This is a genomic window from Natronorubrum sp. A-ect3, from assembly GCF_041821125.1.
Taxonomy (GTDB): Archaea; Halobacteriota; Halobacteria; order Halobacteriales; family Natrialbaceae; genus Natronorubrum; species Natronorubrum bangense.
In genome coordinates this window covers 223372-242814 of record NZ_JBGUBB010000003.1, presented here as the reverse complement: position 1 = coordinate 242814, position 19443 = coordinate 223372, and the positions used below count along the sequence as shown (strand labels likewise).

The window sequence follows — 19443 nt, the reverse complement described above, 5'->3', positions numbered from 1 at the left end:
TCAGTGCTCGGTGTCGCGTTTCGATTGCGATTGTGTCGTCTCAGCACCATCGGACCCCTCGTCGAACTCCAGGACACTCTCTCCGTCGTCGGATGGCGGATCGGGAGTGTGCTCGTCGTCGGGGCTCGTCGCCGTTGAACGCTGATCTGGATCTTCCTGTGTCTCGCTCTCGCGGTTCAGCACGGTCGCGAGTGAGGACGGTAGCGGCAGTTTATCCTGGAAGCGCCACGCGACGACGGCGATCACGCTGATCGAGCCGAACAGTATGGCGAGAGCCACTACGGAGATGCTCCTGCTGTCGTCCTGCTCGACATCGATCGGGATCCGGTACGTATCAGTCAGCTGTGAATTCGATCGCTCGTCGTCGTACCGAAAGTCCATTCGGAGCGGGTACGTCTGTGAAGCGGCGTCGTCGTCGACAGAGACGTCGAAGACCATCGACGCAGACTCGCCGGGTTCGAGGACGGGGACGAATCCCTCGTCGTCGCCGCTATCGAGCGGAGCGTTGGTAAACGGCTTCGCTTCGATGTCGGTCAGGGTCTCGTCTTTCTCGTTGGTGATGACGAGCTCGATCTCGTTGTTTTCACCGGGCTCGAACGTTGTCTCGACCGGTTCGATGTCGAACTCGTCGCGCTCGGGTTCGACATCGAGTGTGATGTCAAGCGGGTCCCCGATCATCTGGATATCGCCGTGGGTATTTTGATACCGCACGTCGACTTCCATTATGCGCGGCCCTGGCTCCGCCTCACTGCCGACGCCGATTCGGAACTCGAACGGCGTCGACTCGCCGGGCTTGAGCGTACCAACAGCGTATTGGGTTTCCCTTGGATAGACATTCGAACCGGATCCGATCCCATCACTGACCGTCGGAATGAATTGGTCGTCACCGTCGTCGACGACGAGTACTACTCCGTCGACTGGATGTGGCCCCTCGTTGTAGAGTTCGCCTTTGACAGCGCCGTCCTCGCCGACATAGAGAGAACTCGAGACGTTTTCGAAATTGAACGTCTGTTCGTGAGACGTCGGAACGCCAACGCGGGTCGACCGGGCGGTCCGATCAGTTCCGTTTTCGTCCTGGAACTGGACCTGTACTGACACTGGATACGTCCGTGCGAGGGCATCGTTGTCCACTTCCATCGCCGCTTTGGCAGTCACCGTCTCGTTGATACCCCAGTCACCGACGTACTCCTCGCTGCCCGCCGTCTGGAGCTCCGACTCCTCGACCGTCGGATCGATCGTCTGGACGTTCTGATCGGGCGAAGAGAACTGGACAACCGCATTGCTCGCGTTTTCGACACCGATGTTCGTCAGATCGAATTCGACCACACCCCGCTCGCCGACGACGAGATCGGAGGAGACCGTCTCGGCGTCGAACCGAGCCTGATCCTCGACGACGACTTCGATCGTCTCGGTATCGGTGGTCGATCGTTCGCTCCCACTCGAGCTCGTGTAGGTGTACTCGATTTCCACGTCGACGTCGTAGCTCCCGGCCTGGGCATCCTCGTCGACGGCGACGGTGAACGTCTCCGAAGACATCGACTGCGCCGACATCGTCCGCATCGGCGTCTCGTTTGATTTGACGTTGACCGGTCCATCACCGCCGTCGAGAGTCACAGTCACGTCCCGTGCCTCGGTCGTCGGCGTCTCACCCACATCGTCGCCACCTTCCTCGACCGACGCACCGTTGCGAATCTCGAGTTCGAGCGTCGTTTCTTCGCCCGGTTCGACGATGTTCTCCGGGACATATACGTCAAAATCTGGTGTGCTGGAGGCTGAAACGGCCATTGGAGAGCTCACAAGCACCAATAGCACAATTAAAACCGAAACGAGGTTGTTTCTTCTCATTGAATAGGGATTTCTGTAGTACATATATCAATCTTCCTATTACAAACCACAAGGTTGTTGTTTCATACTTCGGAAGGAACGGTATGGACGATGATCACGCCGAGTTACTCACGGAACTCGGTCTCTCGAGTTACGAAGCCAAGGCCTACGTCGTACTTGCACAGTACGGGTCGATGAGTGCAGACGAAGTTGCTGAAGAATCAGACGTCCCACGTGGCCGTGTCTACGACGTTCTGAACTCGCTTGTCGACCGTGACCTCGCCAGAGCGGACGATGGCAGACCGCGTACCTACGTCTACGTCGAACCCGACGAGGCCGTCGAGCAACTTCTCGACAAACGCATCGACGAACTCGAGACACAGCGGTCGGCGTACGAACAGACGGCAGCGACCGCAACGGATGCGCTGGCGGCGATCACTAACGGCGAACAACCCGGCGGGTTTGCGACGAGTGCAGTTCACGAAGACGCAGCACGAAAACTCCTCCTCGAGCGGTTCGCTGCCACGGACGAAACGATCAGGATCGCTGCAAACACCGTCGACGTGAGTCCGGAGTTCAAAAGCGAGTTCGTGAGTCGGCTTCAGGAGTTACTCGATGCCGGGGTTTCCGTCCGTCTGCTCGGCGTCGATCTCGATCACGCAGCCGATCGAATTAGCCGTCTGATCGACGCCGGAATGACCGTCCGGAAGACGGACCACGTTCCACACCAGCGGTTTATTATCCTCGACGACGACGAAGTCTGCCTCGAAGTTGTGAATCCAATGTCGGGAGAAGAACTCCTCGCGGTCGTCAACTTTCGGGACGACGAAACGGCTCGCACGCTCGCGAAAAGCTTCGATGAACTCTGGGAACAGGGAACGCCCTGGAGCCTCGAGGAGTAGCGTTCTTAGTCTCGCTGTGGACGCTGGCAAAATCGGCTGCCGGCGGCAAATGTGTCGGTCTCAGATTCCGAACGTCGCCTGGAGCATGCCGCGGGTTCCGGGCCGGCCGACGGCGACGACGATGATCATCATCAAGATTTCAAACTGCGGGCTTTCCTCGAAAATCTCCTCGTTAACTATCGCAACGAATCAGTCTCGCTCAGATAATTTCGTCGACAGCCGATCGAGGCGCTCCTGTGCGGACTCCTTGCGAGACTGTGTGACTTCAGAAAGATATTCGGCTTCACAGAGTTCGCTTGCTTCAACAACGATCTCGAGAACTGCCCCTTCGTGCTGCCCCTCTGGTGGTAGTTTCGTTACGTCGACGTCGAACTGTTCGACAGTCTCACCGCCTTCCTCGAGCAAGAGCACCGCTGTTTGTCCGTCGACGATCCGGTCGAGTGTCGCGGTGTAGGTTTCGGTCATTAGCCCACTAGTGGTGCTGTAGGCACGTCAATCGGGTGGGTGATCGACGCTTGTGTGTCGTCATCGTCAGCTGGTTTCTCCTCAAGAAGATCCGCAGCATCAGTCGAGAACTCGTGTTCTGTCTCGAGTTCGACATCGTTCCCGTCAGTCGTGAGCACGACGTCACCGTGGACGGCGGTCCAGTACGTCTCGATATCCCGATCGGCGAAGTCCTCGAGAACCTCGTCGTTTGGATGCCCATACTGGGAGTCGTACGCACTCGAGATGATTGCCACGTCTGGTGTCACCTGGTCCATGAACGGTGTGGTCGAGGACGTCGTCGAACCGTGATGGCCCGCCTGGTAGGCATCTGCCTCGAGTTGCTCTCCGTGTTCGTCGACCATTCGCTGTTCAGCACCAGATTCCGCATCGCCGGTGGTGAGATAGGAGAACTCACCGAACTCGATGGAGAGCGCCACACTGTTATCGTGAATGTCGGAACCCGAGTCTCCTTCGGGCGGGTTGAGCACGTCGACGTTCGCGTCGCCGAACTCGATGTGATCGCCATCTTCGACGACCAGAAGTTCGACGTCGTGGTCTTCGATGGCGTCGAGGTACCGCTCGTACGTCTGGCTTGTTGTTGCTACGCCAGAGTCGTAGGCCGTGCCGATGCCGTTACGTTCGGTTTCGTAGTGCTCGATGACTTCATCGTGACCGCCGATGTGGTCAGCATGCGCGTGTGTTGCGACGAGATGATCGATTCGATCGACATCCTGATCCTCGAGGTACTCGATCACGTCGGATCCTGCTTGGGGCCAGTCACCGGAGTCGATGAGCATCGTCTCACCAGAGGGTTCGATTAGGAGCGTCGCGTCGGCCTGTCCGACGTCGATGTGGTGGATCTCGAGGTCACCGTCGATCTCTCCTTCGACTGTCTGCTCACCGTTATCCGTCCCAGTCCCATCAGCACAGCCCGCAAGAACGAGCATCGCTGCGACGAGAATAATCAAGAGAACTCGTTTCATCGTTTATATGACTCGGTTGCCGCTACATGACCATTCGGAATTCCATGAGGTGAAACCGGCTGTAGACTGCAAACCCCAATATCTCAACTGCGGTCGGGATTCCTCCGCGTTCACGCGGAGGAGGATGTCAATCACTCTGGAATACCTGTTCAACGGCGTTTCGTCAGCCCCTTCGACTACTCTAATTGTAATCTCCCCACTGGGTAAAGCCGAGTGTCGGTATCTGAACAGCCGCGACAACCGACGAACGCACGTAAATCAAGATTGGTCAGGCTAGTAGATTGAGTCTATCGAGGCGTGACGAAATAACATTGAGTGCACGGTCCGCTTCCGCCGGTTCTTTTGCTCCAGTGACGACAACTTTGCCGCTACCGAAGATGAGGGTAACCACATCGGGATCGTCCAGTCGATAGACCAGACCCGGGAATTGCTCGGGTTCGTATTCGATGTTTTCGAGACCGAAGCCAATGGCAGTGGCGTGCAGATTGACTGGACAATCCAAATCGCCAGTCGAAACAATATTTTGGATGACGATCTCAGGATTCGATGGAACGTCGATACCCAGACCACGGAGTTCATCGAACACGATATCAAGACTCTCGTAAACCTCGTCAGTACTTTTTGTGCCCGTACAGACGATCTTGCCTGTTCGGAAGATCAACGAGGCGGATTTCGGGTTCTGTGTCCGATAAACCGCCCCGGGGAACTTCTCTCGGTCGTAGTCCGTTCTGTCGAGGTCTTCGGCGACCGATTCGAGGTTAAGTTCTTGATTGACCCCAGTCGAAGCGACGACATTCTCTACCGTAGGAGAGTGTTTTGAATTGGACATACCTACATAGAAAATTGGGTTTAACTACGAAGTAGCTGGTGATTCTCCATTGAAATACGATGAACCACAACACTAATGGTTGATTTATCTTAACCAAAAAACCTCCACCGCTAGGGAGCGGTATCGTCTGTGTCCTGCGTTTAGATCATACACCATCGCTGTGCAACGTTGAGTCAGTAACTTGGCGCGCTGTATATCTCTCGTCATCCACAGCTCGTTTTTCTCCGGATACAACGAGTGGTCTCCTGTTTCCATGCTGGTGGCAGTCGCTCGCAGTGTTCGAAGACCGGTCGGGGACCACAATCGAGCAATCTGGCTGTTCGCTCATTCCGGCGGCTGTCGACCGATGACCGCATAAAATGGGTCCGTCCCTGGCTGGGCGACGATTCGGTCCGTCTCTCCAAATCCACCAGCGATAAAGTACTCTTCGACGAGCGCCGCTCGTTCGTCCATCGATTGGGTTTGCCAGGCCCGAATCGCTTTTGTCGGGAACATCCGGTTGGTGAAACTCACTATGGCAGAGCCGTCAGACGTGAGGATGCGCCCAAACTCGCTGAACACGTCACCAGGATACTGCAGATACTGCACTGACAGGGCACAACAGACGACGTCGAACGAGTTCTCCTCGAGTGGGAGCGTCCGGTCGCTATTGAAATCCTGCAGGAAATACTCGTCTAGACAGTCGTTTGCTTCGAGTTCGGCCTCGTTGAGTCCGTGGCCAACAACGCACTCTAGTGGGACGTCCGGGAGAAACGAGACCCAGCTACTCATTGCATCGAATACACGATCTCCCGGCCTGATCTCCGATTCGTACAGCGTTGTCAGCCGAGCCGTGAATGCATCGTCCGCGTGAGTGACAAACCGGGGCGACTCGTAGAACTGCGTGTCGTCATTGGTATCGATTTTTTGCCGATCGATGTCCGACAGAACCCTCGACACAGTGGTCTCAGGTAGGGCCTAGAGAGCAAAGTATTCAGTGCCTGCCGACCCGGACGCCGAGCGTTCTCGGGTTGACGACCGGCCAGTACCAGTCGGCTAGCGGTCCTCGACGGCGTTCCGGAAAGCGACGAGTGCCAGTTCGGCACACCTGAGCCGTGATGGCGTCAGGTCCATTCCAACCAGGTCCTCGAGCGTCTCACTGTCCCATTCGACGATGTCGGTGACCGGTGTCCCGATCATTTGCTCGGTGAGTAGTGATGCCGTTGCCTGTGAGAGTGTACAGCCTCGCCCAGTGAACTGGACCGTTTCGACGACCGGTGGTGTCTCGTCGGACAGTTTCACCGTCACCGCTATTTCGTCACCCTCGGGATGTGTCGGGCCGACACACTGGGGGTTGCTAGTTTCGTGCTCGATATCCGGGTCCGTGAGCGTACCGTAGTTCCGGGGATTTTGGGAGTGGTCAGCGAGCAACTCCCTGATGAGCGTCTTGTCCATACATACCACTGGTGTCGAGTAATGAAAAACGGACGGGACACCGCCAGAATGGTGTCAGAATTCCCACGCACCCGAACGTGGGCGAACGGTGGCAGGCCACTAGCAAGAAACCAGAGTGGGTTCTGCTGTACGGAGGGCATCCCAACTGGACTCGGACTCAAAGGTGTCGCCGGTGCAAGCCTGATCACGGGCGGTCCCGGACTATTGATTTCGGCGATGTCCACCGTGCTGATCCGATCAGCGATCAGTGAGTACGGGAAGACTCCGACAGCACTGATCTCAATCGACCGGGCAGCGATCGACCCCGAGCACGCGATACAACAAACATCGCCGCATCACCCCTTCAACGATCAACACGATCGCGATGATTCCAAGCCCGAGTGCCGAGACGACTGGCACGGTCACCACCCCGAATGCGGCAAGTACAGCGAAGGCTGCCAGTGCCACTCCACCCACGACCCGAACAATCGCATCGATGTGTCCGACATTACGTTTCATTCCTGCGTGGTCCCTTCGCCATTCGTCGCGGTGAACTCAAGCGCAACGCCGTTGAGACAGTAGCGCTTCCCGGTCGGTTCTGGCCCATCGCTGAAGACGTGTCCGAGATGTCCTCCACACTCAGCACAGCAGACCTCGATTCGCCTGTCCAGGAGGCCTGTCTCGCGCTGGGTGACAACCGCATCGTCGTCGATCGGATCCCAGAAGCTCGGCCAGCCCGTCCCTGACTTGTATTTCTGGTCAGTGTGAAACAGATCGCTTCTACAGCCAGCGCACTCAAACACACCGTTCTCGTCGATGTGGAGGAGATCAGACGTACCAGCAGGCTCCGTTCCAGCCTCACGAAGCACGTGGTACTCCTCGTCGGAAAGCACTTTTCGCCATTCGGAGTCGGTCTTTGGTTGCTCGTCGTCTGTGAGTCGCTTGCTCATATGTAATTGCGGGTCGTCGACTGCATGAACGTTGTGCGTCCACAAAAGGTGGTTTCTCTCTCCGCAGACAGCACGGCAGCCGGCACGACAGAGTGATCCACTGCGTTCTCGTCGAACACTACCCGTTCCGTACTGCCACGATTGACCTCGAGATACGCCACATCGATGACGTTCGAATCGGAACGACAGTTGGCTAGTTCCTCGAGGCCGAAACCGACGGAAAAGGCGATCAACGACGGAAAGATTGCAACGAGGAGACCGGGATAGAATTGTAATTTCGTTCCTCTGGGTTCGATAGTAGAACGGAGCTACGCTACCAACGAGTCGGTCGTCGTCCTACTCGTTCCCCAACAGGCTCTCTCGAATGTTCTCGACGACCCCAGAGAGGTGGACCTGTCCGAAGGTCGCAACGAGAATTGCACCAACCGTATTGAACATCATATCGCGCACGGTATCGTCGAGACCGTGTTGAGCCAGCGGCATCGTAATTCCCGTGGCGTCTGCGGCGATATCCAGACCGAACTCGAACAGCTCCCAGACGACGCCGAAGGCCATCACGACGATCAAGATGAAGACGAACGCGAATCGGTCGGGGATGTGAATCTCGTCGCTGTGGAGGTCAACGGCGCGGACGGCCGTGTAGCCGATCCCCGCGACGAGCGACGCCGACATCGCGTGGGTGAGATGGTCCCACCAGCCGATCCTGGCGTAGAGCCCAGCCGATCCCATCGTGTGCAAGAAGACAGCAAGCGTGATCCAGAGCCCTAACCACGGATCCAGCGGGATATTGTAGTTTTTCTCCAGTAGTGCCGGGGAGAACGTGATGAGTAACGCGATAGCACCGTTTACGATCGCCTTCGGCTGCGAGAAGAGGAGGCCGTAGCCGACGATCACGACCAGTACCACCTGCATTCCGCGAGTGAGTCGCCGCTGGGTTCGCAGGGAGGGGCGCGGAAGGAGCGTCATCGGCGCACCACCTGACGAAGTCGGCGACGAAGATATCGGCCACGGCGTTTGAAGTACGCCTCAAAGAGTATTCCAGCAACCAGCCCGGCGAGGGTAACCCAAACGAACTCACCCATCAGTGCCGCGTTCGCGCTGTCCTGTGATATCCCCGGTTCGGTCAGGAATGAGGTGCCCAACTGCCGATCCATGTTCCACCGAACGATCGCCCACGCCGCGCCGGACGCCATTGTTGTCATGACGACCAGCACGACCGTAGCCCAGTGTGTCAGTCGAAGGTCGCTGACAGCGAACATATGGAGTTCGGCGATGAGAAGCAATGCTAGCCCAGCAACCGAGAGATAGTACCCGAACGTCCCGAGTTGACCACCGAACAGTCCGCGGACGAGGATTGGGAGTAGTGCCACCACGAGCAGTTCCCACGGTAGCATCATCCGCCAGTCCCAGTAGGCGACCGGCGGGGCGAGAACGATGGTCGCCGTCGCCGCGACGAACAGTATCCACAGCCTGTCGGAATCGAGTACGCTCTCGAGAAATACCAAACAGAGAACCCCGACGAGCACCCAGGAGATGAGTGCGTTGATCCGTCCACTTCGAAACAGCCGTGCGAGCACGTCTTCCGGCTCGTCCGTGACGCTGGTTCTCTCTCCAGTCCCCTCACGTTGCATGGCATGGTCAGTGTTCCTCCCACGTTATAAACCCCACAGACCCATTCGGAATCGTTACTGTTGGCTGACCTGTTCACTTCTCAGCGGGTGAATGTCGATGCCGCGGAGCCGTCGCAAACATCTGCGGTTCGTCATGCCACCGAACGTCGTCACAACCGCGAGAAGACTGGCGCGGACTGTCGGTGCTCAAATAAACGTCACTGTGTGCGGTACCGCTCCGGGACATATTCCTCGAGCCGGTCGGGAACGTGCCCGAAGACGACGGGTGCGACGGTCGCCAGTCGCCGACGAAGGCCGACGTAGACGACACCGACGACCAGTGCGACGGCGACGACAGCGCGAAACGGACCCTCGAGAACGACGAGCAGTGGGAGACCGATGCTCAACAGAAGCATGAGATCTTCGGGGGAGCCGTCGTATCGGACCCACCGCTTCGGCCGCCGCCAGCGCCCCCGGACGTGGTCGTAGACTGCGCGATCAGATGTCCCCTCCCACGGACGAAGCTCGAGTCCGCCGCCGAATCGATCCAGCTGACAGTGAATAGCTGCACCGACGATGGCGGCTGTGACGCCGACGGTCATGGTCGTTGGAACCACTACCGCGACGGCAGCCAGCGGGAGTGCGAGGAGCGCGTAGCCTGTCGGGTAGTGGAGCGTCCGTCGGTGCCCAGCGTACAGATCGAGATCCGGACCGAGACTCCCGACGAGGATACCCGTGAGTGCAGCCGGCGCGAGGTCGGGGTAAAAGACCACGAGCGGCGCCGCTACCGCCAGTCCGATTACAGCGTGTGTTGGCAACATCATCGTCTCCCGTAGCCCTCTCTGGACAAATCCGACGTAACGACGTCATAAGAGTCCTTCTACAACTGTTCTCTGGCCAATCTATGGGTCGTCTCGGCGAGGCGACAAGACGGTTGGTCGGATGCGCCTTCATGGACGCCGACGACATCGTCGGCCCCGATGGAAGCTGGCTGATCACGATCAACCCACAGGAGCGTCCCGAGCTACCGGGGACGATGGTGGAGATCAACAGTCGACGGAACAAACTCTCGAGAAATCTCTCGCTGAACGCCATCGGCCAGTCATTCCGACAGGTCGTAGACCAGCAACTAGCCCAACCCAGCGGTGCGGTGACGTGGGACGCCTCGCCAGTTACGGCGAGGAGGAAGTCGCACACCGCTCGAGGTAACTTCAAGCATTTTAACCGACGCTAACACGAACCTTCAAGCGTTCAAATGGATCGATCACCGAGAGCTGAGGATAGCTCATCAACTGATCTTATCGTTGCAATCATCGAGACGCTGGAAGCGTGTGGCCTCGACCGTGACGACTACCATCTCTACGACACTGTTGATCCCGAAGCACTTGAACAGTTGCTGGACTCATCGACTCGAGATATTGAAGTTCGATTCACTGTCGAAGGCATTCGGATTGCTGTGACGTCGGATGGTGTCGATGTTTTAGCCGACGAACCAGCCGGTGCGTTGGATTAGTCGCGAAATTACGTGAGTACGAAGCCCGTAACCGGGACGTTTCACACGAGAGAGCAGGTCGTGTCGTAGACCAGCAAATATCCCACCTGCGGTACGGGAAGCCGCGCCGTCGTCGGGCTTTGCCCGACTGCTTGAGGGATCTCCGATCACTCTCCGTTTACGGCGCGGAGGATGTCACTATTTGCGATTTCCCCTCATGAGTATCAACCGGTCGTTACATCGACTGTGACATTCAGGTCTTCGTAGAACGCCAACATTTCCTCCTTGCCATAGGGAGGAAACGGGAGCGATTTGTATCCCTATGCACCACAGTCGCTGATTCCGATCAGGTGTGTGCGTGTTATCGTTTCCAGAACGCCCCTGTAAACAGCACGAGCACCGGAATGATCTCAAGGCGGCCGACCCACATCAAGAAGATCATCAGCAGTTTCGAGGACGTCGGGAACTCGAGGTAACTGCCGAACGGGCCGAGTTTCCCGAATCCCGGCCCGATGTTCCCGATGGTCGCGATGCTCGCGCTGATGGCCTCGAGGATGGACAGTGAGTATCCGACGCGGGCCGAGTCGAGCATGATGAACACCGTCGCGAAGACGAAGAGGAGCAGATACAGGAGCGTAAATCCGAGGACACCGCGGATCACGTCTTCGTCGACGACGTAGCCACCGAGCCGGATTGGCCTGACGGCCTCGGGATGGGCGGCAGTGAACAGTTCTCGGCGGGCGACTTTCAAGATGACCAGCCAGCGGATGACTTTGATCCCGCCGCCGGTCGAACCGGCGCTCCCGCCGATGAACATCGCGAACAGGAGAATAATTTGAGCGCTCGTATCCCACTCGGCGAAGTCGCTCGTCGCGAATCCTGTCGAGTTCATCAGGGAGCCGATTTGGAACGCGGCCTGCCGAAGTGCCGGTTCGGTCGTCCCCTCGGTCGTCCCGCCGAGTTGCCCCAGTGGCGGTGCTGCACCGCTGTAGAGCAGCGCGCCGAGAACGCCGATCAGGGCGGCAATCGCGCCAGCGTAGGCTCGGAATTCGGTGTTTCGGATGAATTTGCGGGGCTCGCCGTGGATGACGTACCAGAAGAGTGCGAAGTTCGTTCCCGCGATGACCATGAAGGGAATAATAACCCACTGGACGACTGCGGCGAAGGCTGCGATACTGTTCGCTTCGGGCGAGAACCCGCCGGTCGGCAGGGTCGTAAAGCCGTGGGCGACCGCATTGTAGAAGTGCATGTTCGGCGCCAGCCCAACGAGGTGGAGTCCGTAGAGGATCCCAATGAGGAGGATCGTGAACCCAAAGTAGACGAGCCAGAGGATGCGGGCCGTCTCGGCGATTTTCGGCGTGAGTTTCTGGAGTTCCGGCCCCGGCGCTTCGGTTCGAATCAGCTGTGCCCCGTTGACCGCTAGTTCCGGGAGGATCGCGATCATCAGGACGATGATCCCCATCCCGCCGAGCCACTGGGTGAGCTGTCGCCACATCATGATCGCGTGAGAGTGGCGATCGGTCGAGATCTCGCCGAGGACGGTCGCGCCCGTGGTCGTAAACCCGGACATCGACTCGAAGAGTGCGTTCACCGGGTGTCGAAGCGTCGATTCGGTGCCGTAGCCTGCGATGAGGTACGGAACTGCGCCGATGACCGCGACGGCAAGCCACACGAGCGCGACCAACAATAGTGCTTCTCGGGGTTGGAGGTCCGGATTCGGATCAAGTCGCTCGAGGAGGTATCCGATGGTGACGGTAATCACGATGGCAGCGACGAAGACGAGGATATCTTCCCGATAGACGACGGCGACGATCAGTGGCACTAGCAGTGCGAGGGCGAGATACTTGCAGACGGTTCCAGTGAGGGAGACGCTTGTTCGCCAATCAACGCGCACACTCATGGGGTCACACCCGACGCCGTCGACGACAGGATCATCCAGAGCTGTCGGTCGTTTATCAGTGTACTGCAATCGAATGCAATCGTGGATGATCGATGGCGAGACGAGGTGAGACGACTCTCCATTGGTGTGTTGACTACGGTCGTTCGTTCATACTGACCCTCCCGCGATCTATATACGTTCGTCTCGTAGAGATGCCCAGTTGAAATGGTCCGACTGCCAAGCGTTCGCCGTCCGGTGACGTTTTTCGACGTCTTTACCGTTACCGTCATGTCGATCGCGCTCGTGGCGGCCGTCCTCGCTATCTGGCACGGTTCGTTCGTCCGTATCGAAATGGGCGCATTCATCGTAATCGTTTTTGGCTGGGTCATCTGGGCTGTCAATCGAATTCTCAAACGCTCGGTACAGCAGTCGCGCACACCATAATGTCCATCGAAACCCACGCGGTCGCGGGATGATAATTACGGGAGCGATCTGGCGTCGGGTTAGCCCTCGAGTCGCTGTATCAGCGCCTGACGGAACGTTCGCGGTGCTCGCTGTTCGCCGCGAGCCATGACGACGGTCCCATCGCTCTCCCGGACGATTTGCTGCGGAATCGATCCGTACAGTGCCTGTGCGACAGTGCTGGTCCCCGTCGCACCGACGACGATGGTGTCGTACTCGGTGACAGAGTCGACCAGCGTCTCGCGGACGTCGTCGTCGACGATGACTCGAGATTCGTACTCGCCGTCCGCGAGTTGGGCTTCCTCGGCGACGTCAGTGATCATCTCGCGACCGACCGCGTTCGGATCGATCGGCACATCGTCCTCGTCGCTGGCCGCCTCCGGTTCAGGCTGTACGTTCAACAGCGTCAGCGTGCTCTCGGAGAAGGCACGTTTGAGTTCGCCCGCTCGTCGCGCTGACGTCGACGCGTGCGGACCGCCGCCGGCGAGCGTCACGATACTGCCCGGCGACTCGCTCGGGTCCTTGACCAGTGTCACGTCACACGGCGCACGCTCGAGTACCGGATCGATCGTCGACCCGAAGAGGACGTCCCGACGACGACGTTCGCCGGCCCATCCGAGCAGCATGTGGTCGGCGCTCTCTTCGTCGATGACCGAGAGAAGCGTTTCCCCGGCGTTTCGCCCGACGATTGCGCGCGTCCGAACCGCGACGTCGAGCCCCTCCGCCGCGTCGCGGACGCTCTCGAGCAGTTCCCGCTGGCGCTCGACGCGCTCCTCTTCGAACTCGATCTGTGCGGGCGAGGTCTGCGGTGGCACTTCGATCACGTTGATCGCGACGAGTTCGGCCTCCCCGTCCCGACTCGCCGCGCTCGCGGCGGCGTATTTCAAGAGCGTCCCCTGTGTCGCGGGGTTTGAGACGGGAACGACGACCCGGTAGGCCTCGTCCTCGAGGCCCTCCTGTTCGGCTGGTGCGACGGCTTCGCCGATCAGGGTCGTTGAGATCGCCTTGTCCTTCGCGTAGAACTGGTACCAGACGATACCGACGACGATGATCCCGAGACCGATCAACTGGACCGGCAGCGCCATCTGAAGCATGACTGCGACGCAGGTGAGAAATCCGAGCGCCGGAACGACCGGGTACAGTACCGATGGAATCCGGAAATCCGGGTTGTACTCGTCCGGTTCAGCGCGCCGCAGAACGACGACGGCGGCGTGGACGAGCGCGTACGTGATCAGGAACATGAAACTAGCTACGTCCGCGAGCGTGTCGATCGGAAGCGGGCTGGCGATGAGAACGAGGATGACGGCACCGGTCGCGAGGATCGCGCGGTACGGCGTTCGATACTCGTTGTGGATCTTGTTGAGCCAGTTCGTGAGGATCTTATCTCGTCCCATCGCGAAGTTGACCCGCGCGGCCGAGAGGATCGACGCGTTCGCCGAGGAGATCGTCGCCAGAATTGCCCCGGTGATCATCACGAGCGAGCCGACGGTGGCTAATTCGAGGGAGTAGTCGCCGAAAACGATCGAGCCGAACTGACCGGCCGCCGCGGCGGCGACGTCGGCGACGGGGACGTCCGAGGTGGCCAGTTCCGGGACCGGGAGCGTCCCGGTACTGACGAGCATCACGAGGACGTAGAGGATCGTCGGTGTGACGACGGCCGCGATCATCGACAGCGGCAGGTTGCGCCCCGGATCTTTGATCTCCTCGGCGCTGGTCGCGATCACTTCGAAGCCGATGAACGTCACGAACACCGTGCCCGCGGTGGCCGCGACGACCGGCCAGCCCTCACCTTCGCGGACGAACGGAGAGAGTAGATCGGTATCGATGCCCGTGAGTCCGACGGCGATGAAGACCGTAATGAGGCCGACGAGCAGAATGACGATAACGTTCTGCAGCGATCCGGTCTCCTTGACGCCCCGGTAGTTGACCCCGACGAGCAGTGCAGCCATCGCCACGCCCGCGAGGATGACGGTGAACGCGTCCGACGGCTGATTCAGCAGGTACTGTCCGAAGCCGAGCATGTAGAACGCCGTCGCGAACATCAACCCGGCCCACATCCCCCAGCCGACGATCGTCCCAAAGAAACTGCCGAGGGCGTGATTCACGTAGTAGTAGCTCCCGCCGGCTTTCGGCATCCCGGTCGCCAGCTCCGAGAGTGATAGCGCCGCGAGCAGGGCGACGATGCCGCCGATCACGAATGAGATCATGCTCGCGGGGCCCGCGCTCTCGGCGACAATTCCCGGCAGGACGAAGATCCCTGCGCCGATCATCGTCCCAAGACCGAGGGTGTAGGCCTCGAGAAAGCCCAGATCTCGCGCGAGTTCCTGATCGGATTCAGACACGCCCGATCACACCTCGTCGACGCCAGCACAGACGGCTCGGATCAGCATCGAGCGGTGTCGATTCCGAAATGGTGCTCATATACTCGCTCCTGATTCGCTCCCACGAAATAAGTGTATTGACTCTTCAGCAAAATATGACCAATATATTCAGGCTTCAAAAATCAGATCCTACCTATTTTCGGATTCGAAAACGTCGAACATACTGTCCGAAAACCCGCCTCGAGAGAGGACCGTCAGGATGTCGCCGGACCGAATCTCGCTCTTTCCTTGCGGCGTCAACACGGTATCGTCGCGCTCGATCGAGACGACGAGTAACCCGTCCTCCAGAAGTCCCTCCGTACCGGCGCGCTCGAGCGTCATACCGGCGATCGGTGCGTCATCGTCGACGGTGAGTTCGACGACCTCGTTACCACCGGCGAGGCTAATATAGTCCGAGAACTGCTGGTGTGTCTCGTCGGGACCGAAGGGGTGGTAGGACTGAAACTGTTCCGTCCGGGCGACCTTTTCGTCCTCGATGGTGGCTCCGAGCGACGTCAGCTCGCGCGCGACGTCGTTTATCGCTTCGACGTCGCTCCCGACGGCGAGCACGTGGAGGTTTTCCTGGCCGGCCACGAACTCTCGCACGTTGGTGACGCCCGTAATCGTACGGGCCTGTTGGGCCAGCCGTGCGCGTTCCTCGATGGGGGCCGTCGCCACGTAGAGCGTCGTGACCATCTCGTCGGCGACGTCGAAATCGACGTTCGCGTGGTAGCCTCTGATGACGCCGGCGTCCTCTAACTGGTTGATCCGGTTCCGAATCGTCGTGGGTGAGACTCCCACCTCTTCAGCGATCATCGGTGCAGACGTGTTCCGCGCGTCACCCATTAGCGCGTGAATGATGCGCTTGTTCACGTCGTCGAGACGAATGCTCATACGCGTGGGTACGGCCACCAGTACTGAAAGAATCGTCCTTTTCGATCGTCTACTGGTGTCTATCGGAGATTCACTCCGTCTACTCGACGAATAGAACTCTATTTAAGTATGCTATTGTTGAATCCGAAGATTAGGTAGGTCTATGTTTTCGGATCCTGAACGGCATCTGTGGAACACGAATATTGGAAAACCAACGCTACGAACAGTCGGTTCCGCTCGTGAGGGATACTCGATGAGCGAATCCATGATGACCCATCCCCTCGTTCCGGTTGCGAACGAGGACGACGCACGGTCCACGTGTGACGCACTCGAGTCGGTTCTCGACGAATCGATCGAGGTCGTCACCGTCGTCCACGTTCGAGAAGACTGAGGGGTACATGGACAAAGCGCCGCTCGAGGCGCCTCAGGAGCAAGCGGAACGGATCTTTACGATCGTCGAGGATCGGTTCGCCGACGGACCGCCGATTCGGCGCGAACTCCGATACGGTACCGACGTCGTCGACCAGATCCTCGCTGCGGCGGGGGACGTCGAGGCAACGGCGATCGGATTCGCTACTCGACCGAGCGGCCGACTCCACCGGCTCCTCTCGGGCAACGATTCGTACAGATTGATCACCGAAAGCGAACAGCCGGTCGTCGTCTTCTCGCGACTCGAGTCGGACGACGACTCGAGCGATCACTAATTTACAATGTATATCGTAATCATCGGCGCAGGCAGCATCGGCTCGAACCTGATCGACCTCGCAGTGAACGACGGCAACGACGTCGTCGTCATCGAGAGCGACGAGAAACGGGCGAACGAGATTGCCTCGCAGTACGACTGTCTCGTGCTCAACGCCGACGCGAACAAAAACGGCACACTCAGAGACGCCGACATCGACCGGGCGGACGCCGTCATCACGACGACGAACATCGACGCGGTCAACATCATGGCGATGTTGCTCGCCCAGGAACACGACGTTCCTAATCTCGTGAGCGTCGTTCACGATCCCGAGAACCTGCCCGTCTTCGAGAAAATCGGCGTCACGCTCATCGAGAACCCGCAGCGACTGATCGCGGACTACCTCTATCACTCGGTTCGGTACCCCGGTGTCAGCGACTTCATTGACCTCGACGACGACACCGAACTCGTCGAGTTGACGGTCGACGAGGACGCTCCGATGAGCGGCCAGCTCCTCCAGGCGGCGAACGAGGCCGGGATCCTTCCGGAGGGCTGTCTCGTCGTTGCACTCAAACGCGGCGCGGAGATTCGCGCACCTAAAGGAAACACGACGATCCAGGCGGGCGATCAGGTGACAGTCTTTACCGACGACGTCGCGCTCGCCGATGCAGTTGCGGCGTTTACGGGCGCCCAGTCATGAACGTCCGGTATCCCGCGGTCGGACGAGATCTCGGCCGAATTCTGCAGGTCGTCTCTCTGATGTTGCTCGTCTCGATACTGGTCGCCGTCATCAACGGCGAGTTCTTTGCGGTGATCTGTCTCGGGATGCTCACCGGGGCGGCGGCCGGGTCGACGGTCGGCGGGCTCAAACTCATCCGCGTCATCACGCTCATCAAGGGGTCGGTCTGGCAGGTGCGAAGCGTTTTCGCGCCGGACGCGGCGGTCCGACGACTTCGACTCGGGAAGCGAACACTCGGTCGCGATCAGATTCAGCGCGAGTACACCGAAGCAGCGGTCGTGTTCATCCTCTGGATCGTCTTCCTCATCGTCGGCGTCGCCGTCCTGCTCTGGACGCTGTCGCCTGACCATCCCCTCGAGTACGTCATCTTCGACGTGATGAGCGCACAGAGTAATGTCGGTCTCGACGCCGGAATCACCGGTCCGGAGATGCCCGACACTGCCAAGATCATGCTCATCTTCAACATGTGGATTGGCCGACTCGAGATCGTTCCGGTCGCCGTGTTGCTCGGTGCACTCCTCCGAAACCTCGATCTCTACCGATGATCATAACACCGCAGAAACGTCGTCGAGTACTGTCGCGTCGACGAACAGCACGACGTGATCGCCCGGTTCCGGGACCGTCGTCCCGCGGGGGGTGACCAGTTCGCCGTCGCGAGAGATCGCCCCGATAACGACGCCGTTCGGTAGGTCGGCCATCGAATCCGCGATCTGCTGGCCTGTCAGCGAGCTGTCGTGGCCCAGTTTGACTTCGATGACTTCTGCGCGGTCGTGCTCTAACATCGCGATCTTCTCGGTCTGATCCGTGCGAGTAAAGCGGACGATCTCCTCGGCCGTTTCCTCGCGGGGGTTGATCGCGACGTTGATGCCGACGGTCTCGAAGAGATCGGTATACTCGGTGTTCTCGATGATCGCGACCGTCCGATCGACGCCGACCCGACGAGCCAGCAGCGAGACGAGCAGATTCTTTTCGTCGCTGTCGAGTGCAGCTATCACGATGTCGGCCTCATCAATGTGCTCGCGGGCGAGAAATTCGGTGTCGGTCGCGTCGCTTTCCATGACGAACGTCTTCGGAAGCGCTTCGGCGACCTCGCGAGCACGTTCGGGATCGCGTTCGATCAGTCTCGGTTCGAAGCCATGGGCCTCGAACTCGCGGGCGGTCTGAAAACCGATCTCGCTGCCGCCGACGATGACCACGTCCTCTGCGCTCGAGGTCGTGTCTGGGACGTTCACCATCGCGAACTCCTTGACGGAACTGGGGCTGCCGATGACGACGATTCGGTCGCCGGTCTGGAAGACGGTGTCACCCTGCGCGACGATCATCTCGTCGTCCCGAAAGACGCCGGCGAACGTCATCGATCCGTACTGGTCCAACTCAGACACGCTCTGCCCGGCAAGTGGGCTCTCCGTTCCGATCTCGAACTCGGCCATCCTGACGAGTCCGCCGGCGAATGTTTCTACGTCCTGAGCCCTCGGGAAGCCGGAGATCCGGAAGATCGTCTGAGCGACCAGCAGGTCGGTACAGACCATGAAGTCGACGCCGAACGCACCGCGTGTTCCCTCCCATGTGTTCAACAGCGTTCGACGACGAACGCGCGCGATCGTAAACACGTCATTCACGCTCTTTACGGTGCCAGAAATCACGATGTTCGTCTCGTCGCTGTCCGTACACGCGACGACTAGATCCGCTTGCTCGAGACCTGCGTCCCGAAGAACTTCCGGTTCCGTTCCGTCGCCTTGCACTGAGAGGACGTCGAACGAATAGGCAATGTCCTCGGCGACCTCCGGGTCACGTTCGACCACGGCAACCTCGTGCGAGCTCGCGAGATTCGACGCGATCATCTGTCCGACCTGACCCGCACCGATAATAAGTACGTACATTCGTATTTCCTCCTTGGAAGTGGTTCTGTTGGTGATCAGCAGCGTTTGGTTCGGTTCTCGACGCGATTAGTTTGCGCAC

At 59.0% G+C, this 19443-nt stretch carries 22 protein-coding genes and 1 pseudogene; 8 read left to right on the top strand and 15 right to left on the bottom strand.

Annotation, left to right across the window (positions count from 1 at the left end; translation table 11 throughout):
• The gene (locus tag ACERJA_RS13150; RefSeq protein WP_373608722.1) at positions 1-1785 is read right to left on the bottom strand and encodes a COG1361 S-layer family protein; all 1785 of its coding nucleotides are present in this window, start codon (positions 1783-1785) and stop codon (positions 1-3) included.
• A gap of 143 nt (positions 1786-1928) precedes the next feature.
• Between ACERJA_RS13150 and ACERJA_RS13145 the strand changes: the two genes are divergently transcribed.
• Positions 1929-2726, top strand: coding sequence for a TrmB family transcriptional regulator (locus tag ACERJA_RS13145; RefSeq protein WP_373608721.1), 798 nt, complete (start codon positions 1929-1931; stop codon positions 2724-2726).
• 189 nt (positions 2727-2915) lie between these two features.
• Here ACERJA_RS13145 and ACERJA_RS13140 read toward each other — a convergent pair whose 3' ends face one another.
• The 10 genes from ACERJA_RS13140 to ACERJA_RS13095 form a co-directional block, all read right to left on the bottom strand.
• Complete coding sequence (locus ACERJA_RS13140) at positions 2916-3191, bottom strand: DUF3006 domain-containing protein (RefSeq protein WP_373608719.1); 276 nt, start codon at positions 3189-3191, stop codon at positions 2916-2918.
• A complete protein-coding gene (locus tag ACERJA_RS13135; protein ID WP_373608718.1) occupies positions 3191-4195 on the bottom strand; it encodes a ComEC/Rec2 family competence protein in 1005 nt (334 codons plus the stop codon). Before ACERJA_RS13135 ends, ACERJA_RS13140 begins: the two co-directional genes overlap by 1 nt.
• Positions 4196-4463: 268 nt before the next feature.
• Positions 4464-5024 (bottom strand): TATA-box-binding protein, encoded by a 561-nt coding sequence (locus ACERJA_RS13130; protein WP_373608716.1) that lies wholly within the window; start codon positions 5022-5024, stop codon positions 4464-4466.
• Positions 5025-5348: 324 nt separating this feature from the next.
• Entirely contained in the window at positions 5349-5963 is a 615-nt protein-coding gene (locus tag ACERJA_RS13125) for a methyltransferase domain-containing protein (protein ID WP_373608714.1), read from the bottom strand.
• A 96-nt stretch (positions 5964-6059) separates the two neighbouring features.
• A complete protein-coding gene (locus ACERJA_RS13120; RefSeq protein ID WP_373608713.1) occupies positions 6060-6458 on the bottom strand; it encodes an iron-sulfur cluster assembly scaffold protein in 399 nt (132 codons plus the stop codon).
• Between the two features lie 279 nt (positions 6459-6737).
• Complete coding sequence (locus tag ACERJA_RS13115) at positions 6738-6956, bottom strand: DUF2892 domain-containing protein (RefSeq protein ID WP_373608712.1); 219 nt, start codon at positions 6954-6956, stop codon at positions 6738-6740.
• The gene (gene msrB / locus ACERJA_RS13110) at positions 6953-7387 is read right to left on the bottom strand and encodes a peptide-methionine (R)-S-oxide reductase MsrB (protein ID WP_373608710.1); all 435 of its coding nucleotides are present in this window, start codon (positions 7385-7387) and stop codon (positions 6953-6955) included. Before msrB ends, ACERJA_RS13115 begins: the two co-directional genes overlap by 4 nt.
• A gap of 336 nt (positions 7388-7723) precedes the next feature.
• Positions 7724-8353 carry a hypothetical protein gene (locus ACERJA_RS13105; RefSeq protein ID WP_373608708.1) on the bottom strand — a complete coding sequence of 210 codons (630 nt, stop codon included), beginning with the start codon at positions 8351-8353 and terminating at the stop codon, positions 7724-7726.
• On the bottom strand, positions 8350-9018 hold the full coding sequence (locus ACERJA_RS13100) for a hypothetical protein (protein WP_373608707.1): 669 nt from the start codon (positions 9016-9018) through the stop codon (positions 8350-8352). The genes ACERJA_RS13105 and ACERJA_RS13100 overlap by 4 nt, the downstream gene beginning before the upstream one ends.
• Positions 9019-9215: 197 nt before the next feature.
• Positions 9216-9821 (bottom strand): metal-dependent hydrolase, encoded by a 606-nt coding sequence (locus ACERJA_RS13095; RefSeq protein ID WP_373608706.1) that lies wholly within the window; start codon positions 9819-9821, stop codon positions 9216-9218.
• 128 nt (positions 9822-9949) lie between these two features.
• On the opposite strand from ACERJA_RS13095, the gene ACERJA_RS13090 reads away from it, so the two are divergent.
• Positions 9950-10231 (top strand): hypothetical protein, encoded by a 282-nt coding sequence (locus tag ACERJA_RS13090; protein WP_373608705.1) that lies wholly within the window; start codon positions 9950-9952, stop codon positions 10229-10231.
• A gap of 21 nt (positions 10232-10252) precedes the next feature.
• Positions 10253-10510, top strand: coding sequence for a HalOD1 output domain-containing protein (locus ACERJA_RS13085; RefSeq protein WP_373608704.1), 258 nt, complete (start codon positions 10253-10255; stop codon positions 10508-10510).
• Positions 10511-10850: 340 nt separating this feature from the next.
• Here ACERJA_RS13085 and ACERJA_RS13080 read toward each other — a convergent pair whose 3' ends face one another.
• Positions 10851-12389: a TrkH family potassium uptake protein gene (locus ACERJA_RS13080; RefSeq protein WP_373608703.1), complete on the bottom strand. Its 1539-nt coding sequence runs from the start codon at positions 12387-12389 to the stop codon at positions 10851-10853.
• A gap of 204 nt (positions 12390-12593) precedes the next feature.
• Between ACERJA_RS13080 and ACERJA_RS13075 the strand changes: the two genes are divergently transcribed.
• On the top strand, positions 12594-12812 hold the full coding sequence (locus ACERJA_RS13075; protein ID WP_373608702.1) for a hypothetical protein: 219 nt from the start codon (positions 12594-12596) through the stop codon (positions 12810-12812).
• Positions 12813-12871: 59 nt separating this feature from the next.
• Here the strand turns inward: ACERJA_RS13075 and ACERJA_RS13070 are convergent, their stop codons facing one another.
• Together ACERJA_RS13070 and ACERJA_RS13065 are read right to left on the bottom strand one after the other, a co-directional pair.
• Positions 12872-15172 carry an amino acid permease gene (locus tag ACERJA_RS13070; protein ID WP_373608701.1) on the bottom strand — a complete coding sequence of 767 codons (2301 nt, stop codon included), beginning with the start codon at positions 15170-15172 and terminating at the stop codon, positions 12872-12874.
• A 168-nt stretch (positions 15173-15340) separates the two neighbouring features.
• Positions 15341-16084 carry a winged helix-turn-helix transcriptional regulator gene (locus ACERJA_RS13065; protein WP_373608700.1) on the bottom strand — a complete coding sequence of 248 codons (744 nt, stop codon included), beginning with the start codon at positions 16082-16084 and terminating at the stop codon, positions 15341-15343.
• A gap of 232 nt (positions 16085-16316) precedes the next feature.
• On the opposite strand from ACERJA_RS13065, the gene ACERJA_RS13060 reads away from it, so the two are divergent.
• The 4 genes and pseudogenes from ACERJA_RS13060 to ACERJA_RS13045 all read left to right on the top strand — a co-directional run.
• On the top strand, positions 16317-16454 hold the full coding sequence (locus ACERJA_RS13060) for a hypothetical protein (RefSeq protein WP_373608699.1): 138 nt from the start codon (positions 16317-16319) through the stop codon (positions 16452-16454).
• 7 nt (positions 16455-16461) lie between these two features.
• Positions 16462-16767 (top strand): hypothetical protein, encoded by a 306-nt coding sequence (locus tag ACERJA_RS13055; protein WP_373608698.1) that lies wholly within the window; start codon positions 16462-16464, stop codon positions 16765-16767.
• Positions 16768-16773: 6 nt separating this feature from the next.
• Positions 16774-17445 (top strand): TrkA family potassium uptake protein, encoded by a 672-nt coding sequence (locus tag ACERJA_RS13050; RefSeq protein ID WP_373608697.1) that lies wholly within the window; start codon positions 16774-16776, stop codon positions 17443-17445.
• 110 nt (positions 17446-17555) lie between these two features.
• Positions 17556-18029: pseudogene (locus ACERJA_RS13045) on the top strand (potassium transporter TrkG); the annotation flags it as partial.
• Here ACERJA_RS13045 and trkA read toward each other — a convergent pair.
• Entirely contained in the window at positions 18030-19364 is a 1335-nt protein-coding gene (trkA, locus tag ACERJA_RS13040; RefSeq protein WP_373608695.1) for a Trk system potassium transporter TrkA, read from the bottom strand. It lies immediately after the preceding pseudogene.
• Positions 19365-19443 lie beyond the last annotated feature (79 nt).

Excerpts from the sequence above, each read along its gene's own strand:
- ACERJA_RS13150 (WP_373608722.1), bottom strand. The coding sequence starts at position 1,785 with ATGGCCGTTTCAGCCTCCAGCACACCAGATTTTGACGTATATGTCCCG.
- ACERJA_RS13145 (WP_373608721.1), top strand. The coding sequence starts at position 1,929 with ATGGACGATGATCACGCCGAGTTACTCACGGAACTCGGTCTCTCGAGT.
- ACERJA_RS13140 (WP_373608719.1), bottom strand. The coding sequence starts at position 3,191 with ATGACCGAAACCTACACCGCGACACTCGACCGGATCGTCGACGGACAA.
- ACERJA_RS13135 (WP_373608718.1), bottom strand. The coding sequence starts at position 4,195 with ATGAAACGAGTTCTCTTGATTATTCTCGTCGCAGCGATGCTCGTTCTT.
- ACERJA_RS13130 (WP_373608716.1), bottom strand. The coding sequence starts at position 5,024 with ATGTCCAATTCAAAACACTCTCCTACGGTAGAGAATGTCGTCGCTTCG.
- ACERJA_RS13120 (WP_373608713.1), bottom strand. The coding sequence starts at position 6,458 with ATGGACAAGACGCTCATCAGGGAGTTGCTCGCTGACCACTCCCAAAAT.
- ACERJA_RS13115 (WP_373608712.1), bottom strand. The coding sequence starts at position 6,956 with ATGAAACGTAATGTCGGACACATCGATGCGATTGTTCGGGTCGTGGGT.
- msrB (WP_373608710.1), bottom strand. The coding sequence starts at position 7,387 with ATGAGCAAGCGACTCACAGACGACGAGCAACCAAAGACCGACTCCGAA.
- ACERJA_RS13105 (WP_373608708.1), bottom strand. The coding sequence starts at position 8,353 with ATGACGCTCCTTCCGCGCCCCTCCCTGCGAACCCAGCGGCGACTCACT.
- ACERJA_RS13100 (WP_373608707.1), bottom strand. The coding sequence starts at position 9,018 with ATGCAACGTGAGGGGACTGGAGAGAGAACCAGCGTCACGGACGAGCCG.
- ACERJA_RS13095 (WP_373608706.1), bottom strand. The coding sequence starts at position 9,821 with ATGATGTTGCCAACACACGCTGTAATCGGACTGGCGGTAGCGGCGCCG.
- ACERJA_RS13090 (WP_373608705.1), top strand. The coding sequence starts at position 9,950 with ATGGACGCCGACGACATCGTCGGCCCCGATGGAAGCTGGCTGATCACG.
- ACERJA_RS13085 (WP_373608704.1), top strand. The coding sequence starts at position 10,253 with ATGGATCGATCACCGAGAGCTGAGGATAGCTCATCAACTGATCTTATC.
- ACERJA_RS13080 (WP_373608703.1), bottom strand. The coding sequence starts at position 12,389 with ATGAGTGTGCGCGTTGATTGGCGAACAAGCGTCTCCCTCACTGGAACC.
- ACERJA_RS13075 (WP_373608702.1), top strand. The coding sequence starts at position 12,594 with ATGGTCCGACTGCCAAGCGTTCGCCGTCCGGTGACGTTTTTCGACGTC.
- ACERJA_RS13065 (WP_373608700.1), bottom strand. The coding sequence starts at position 16,084 with ATGAGCATTCGTCTCGACGACGTGAACAAGCGCATCATTCACGCGCTA.
- ACERJA_RS13060 (WP_373608699.1), top strand. The coding sequence starts at position 16,317 with ATGAGCGAATCCATGATGACCCATCCCCTCGTTCCGGTTGCGAACGAG.
- ACERJA_RS13055 (WP_373608698.1), top strand. The coding sequence starts at position 16,462 with ATGGACAAAGCGCCGCTCGAGGCGCCTCAGGAGCAAGCGGAACGGATC.
- ACERJA_RS13050 (WP_373608697.1), top strand. The coding sequence starts at position 16,774 with ATGTATATCGTAATCATCGGCGCAGGCAGCATCGGCTCGAACCTGATC.
- trkA (WP_373608695.1), bottom strand. The coding sequence starts at position 19,364 with ATGTACGTACTTATTATCGGTGCGGGTCAGGTCGGACAGATGATCGCG.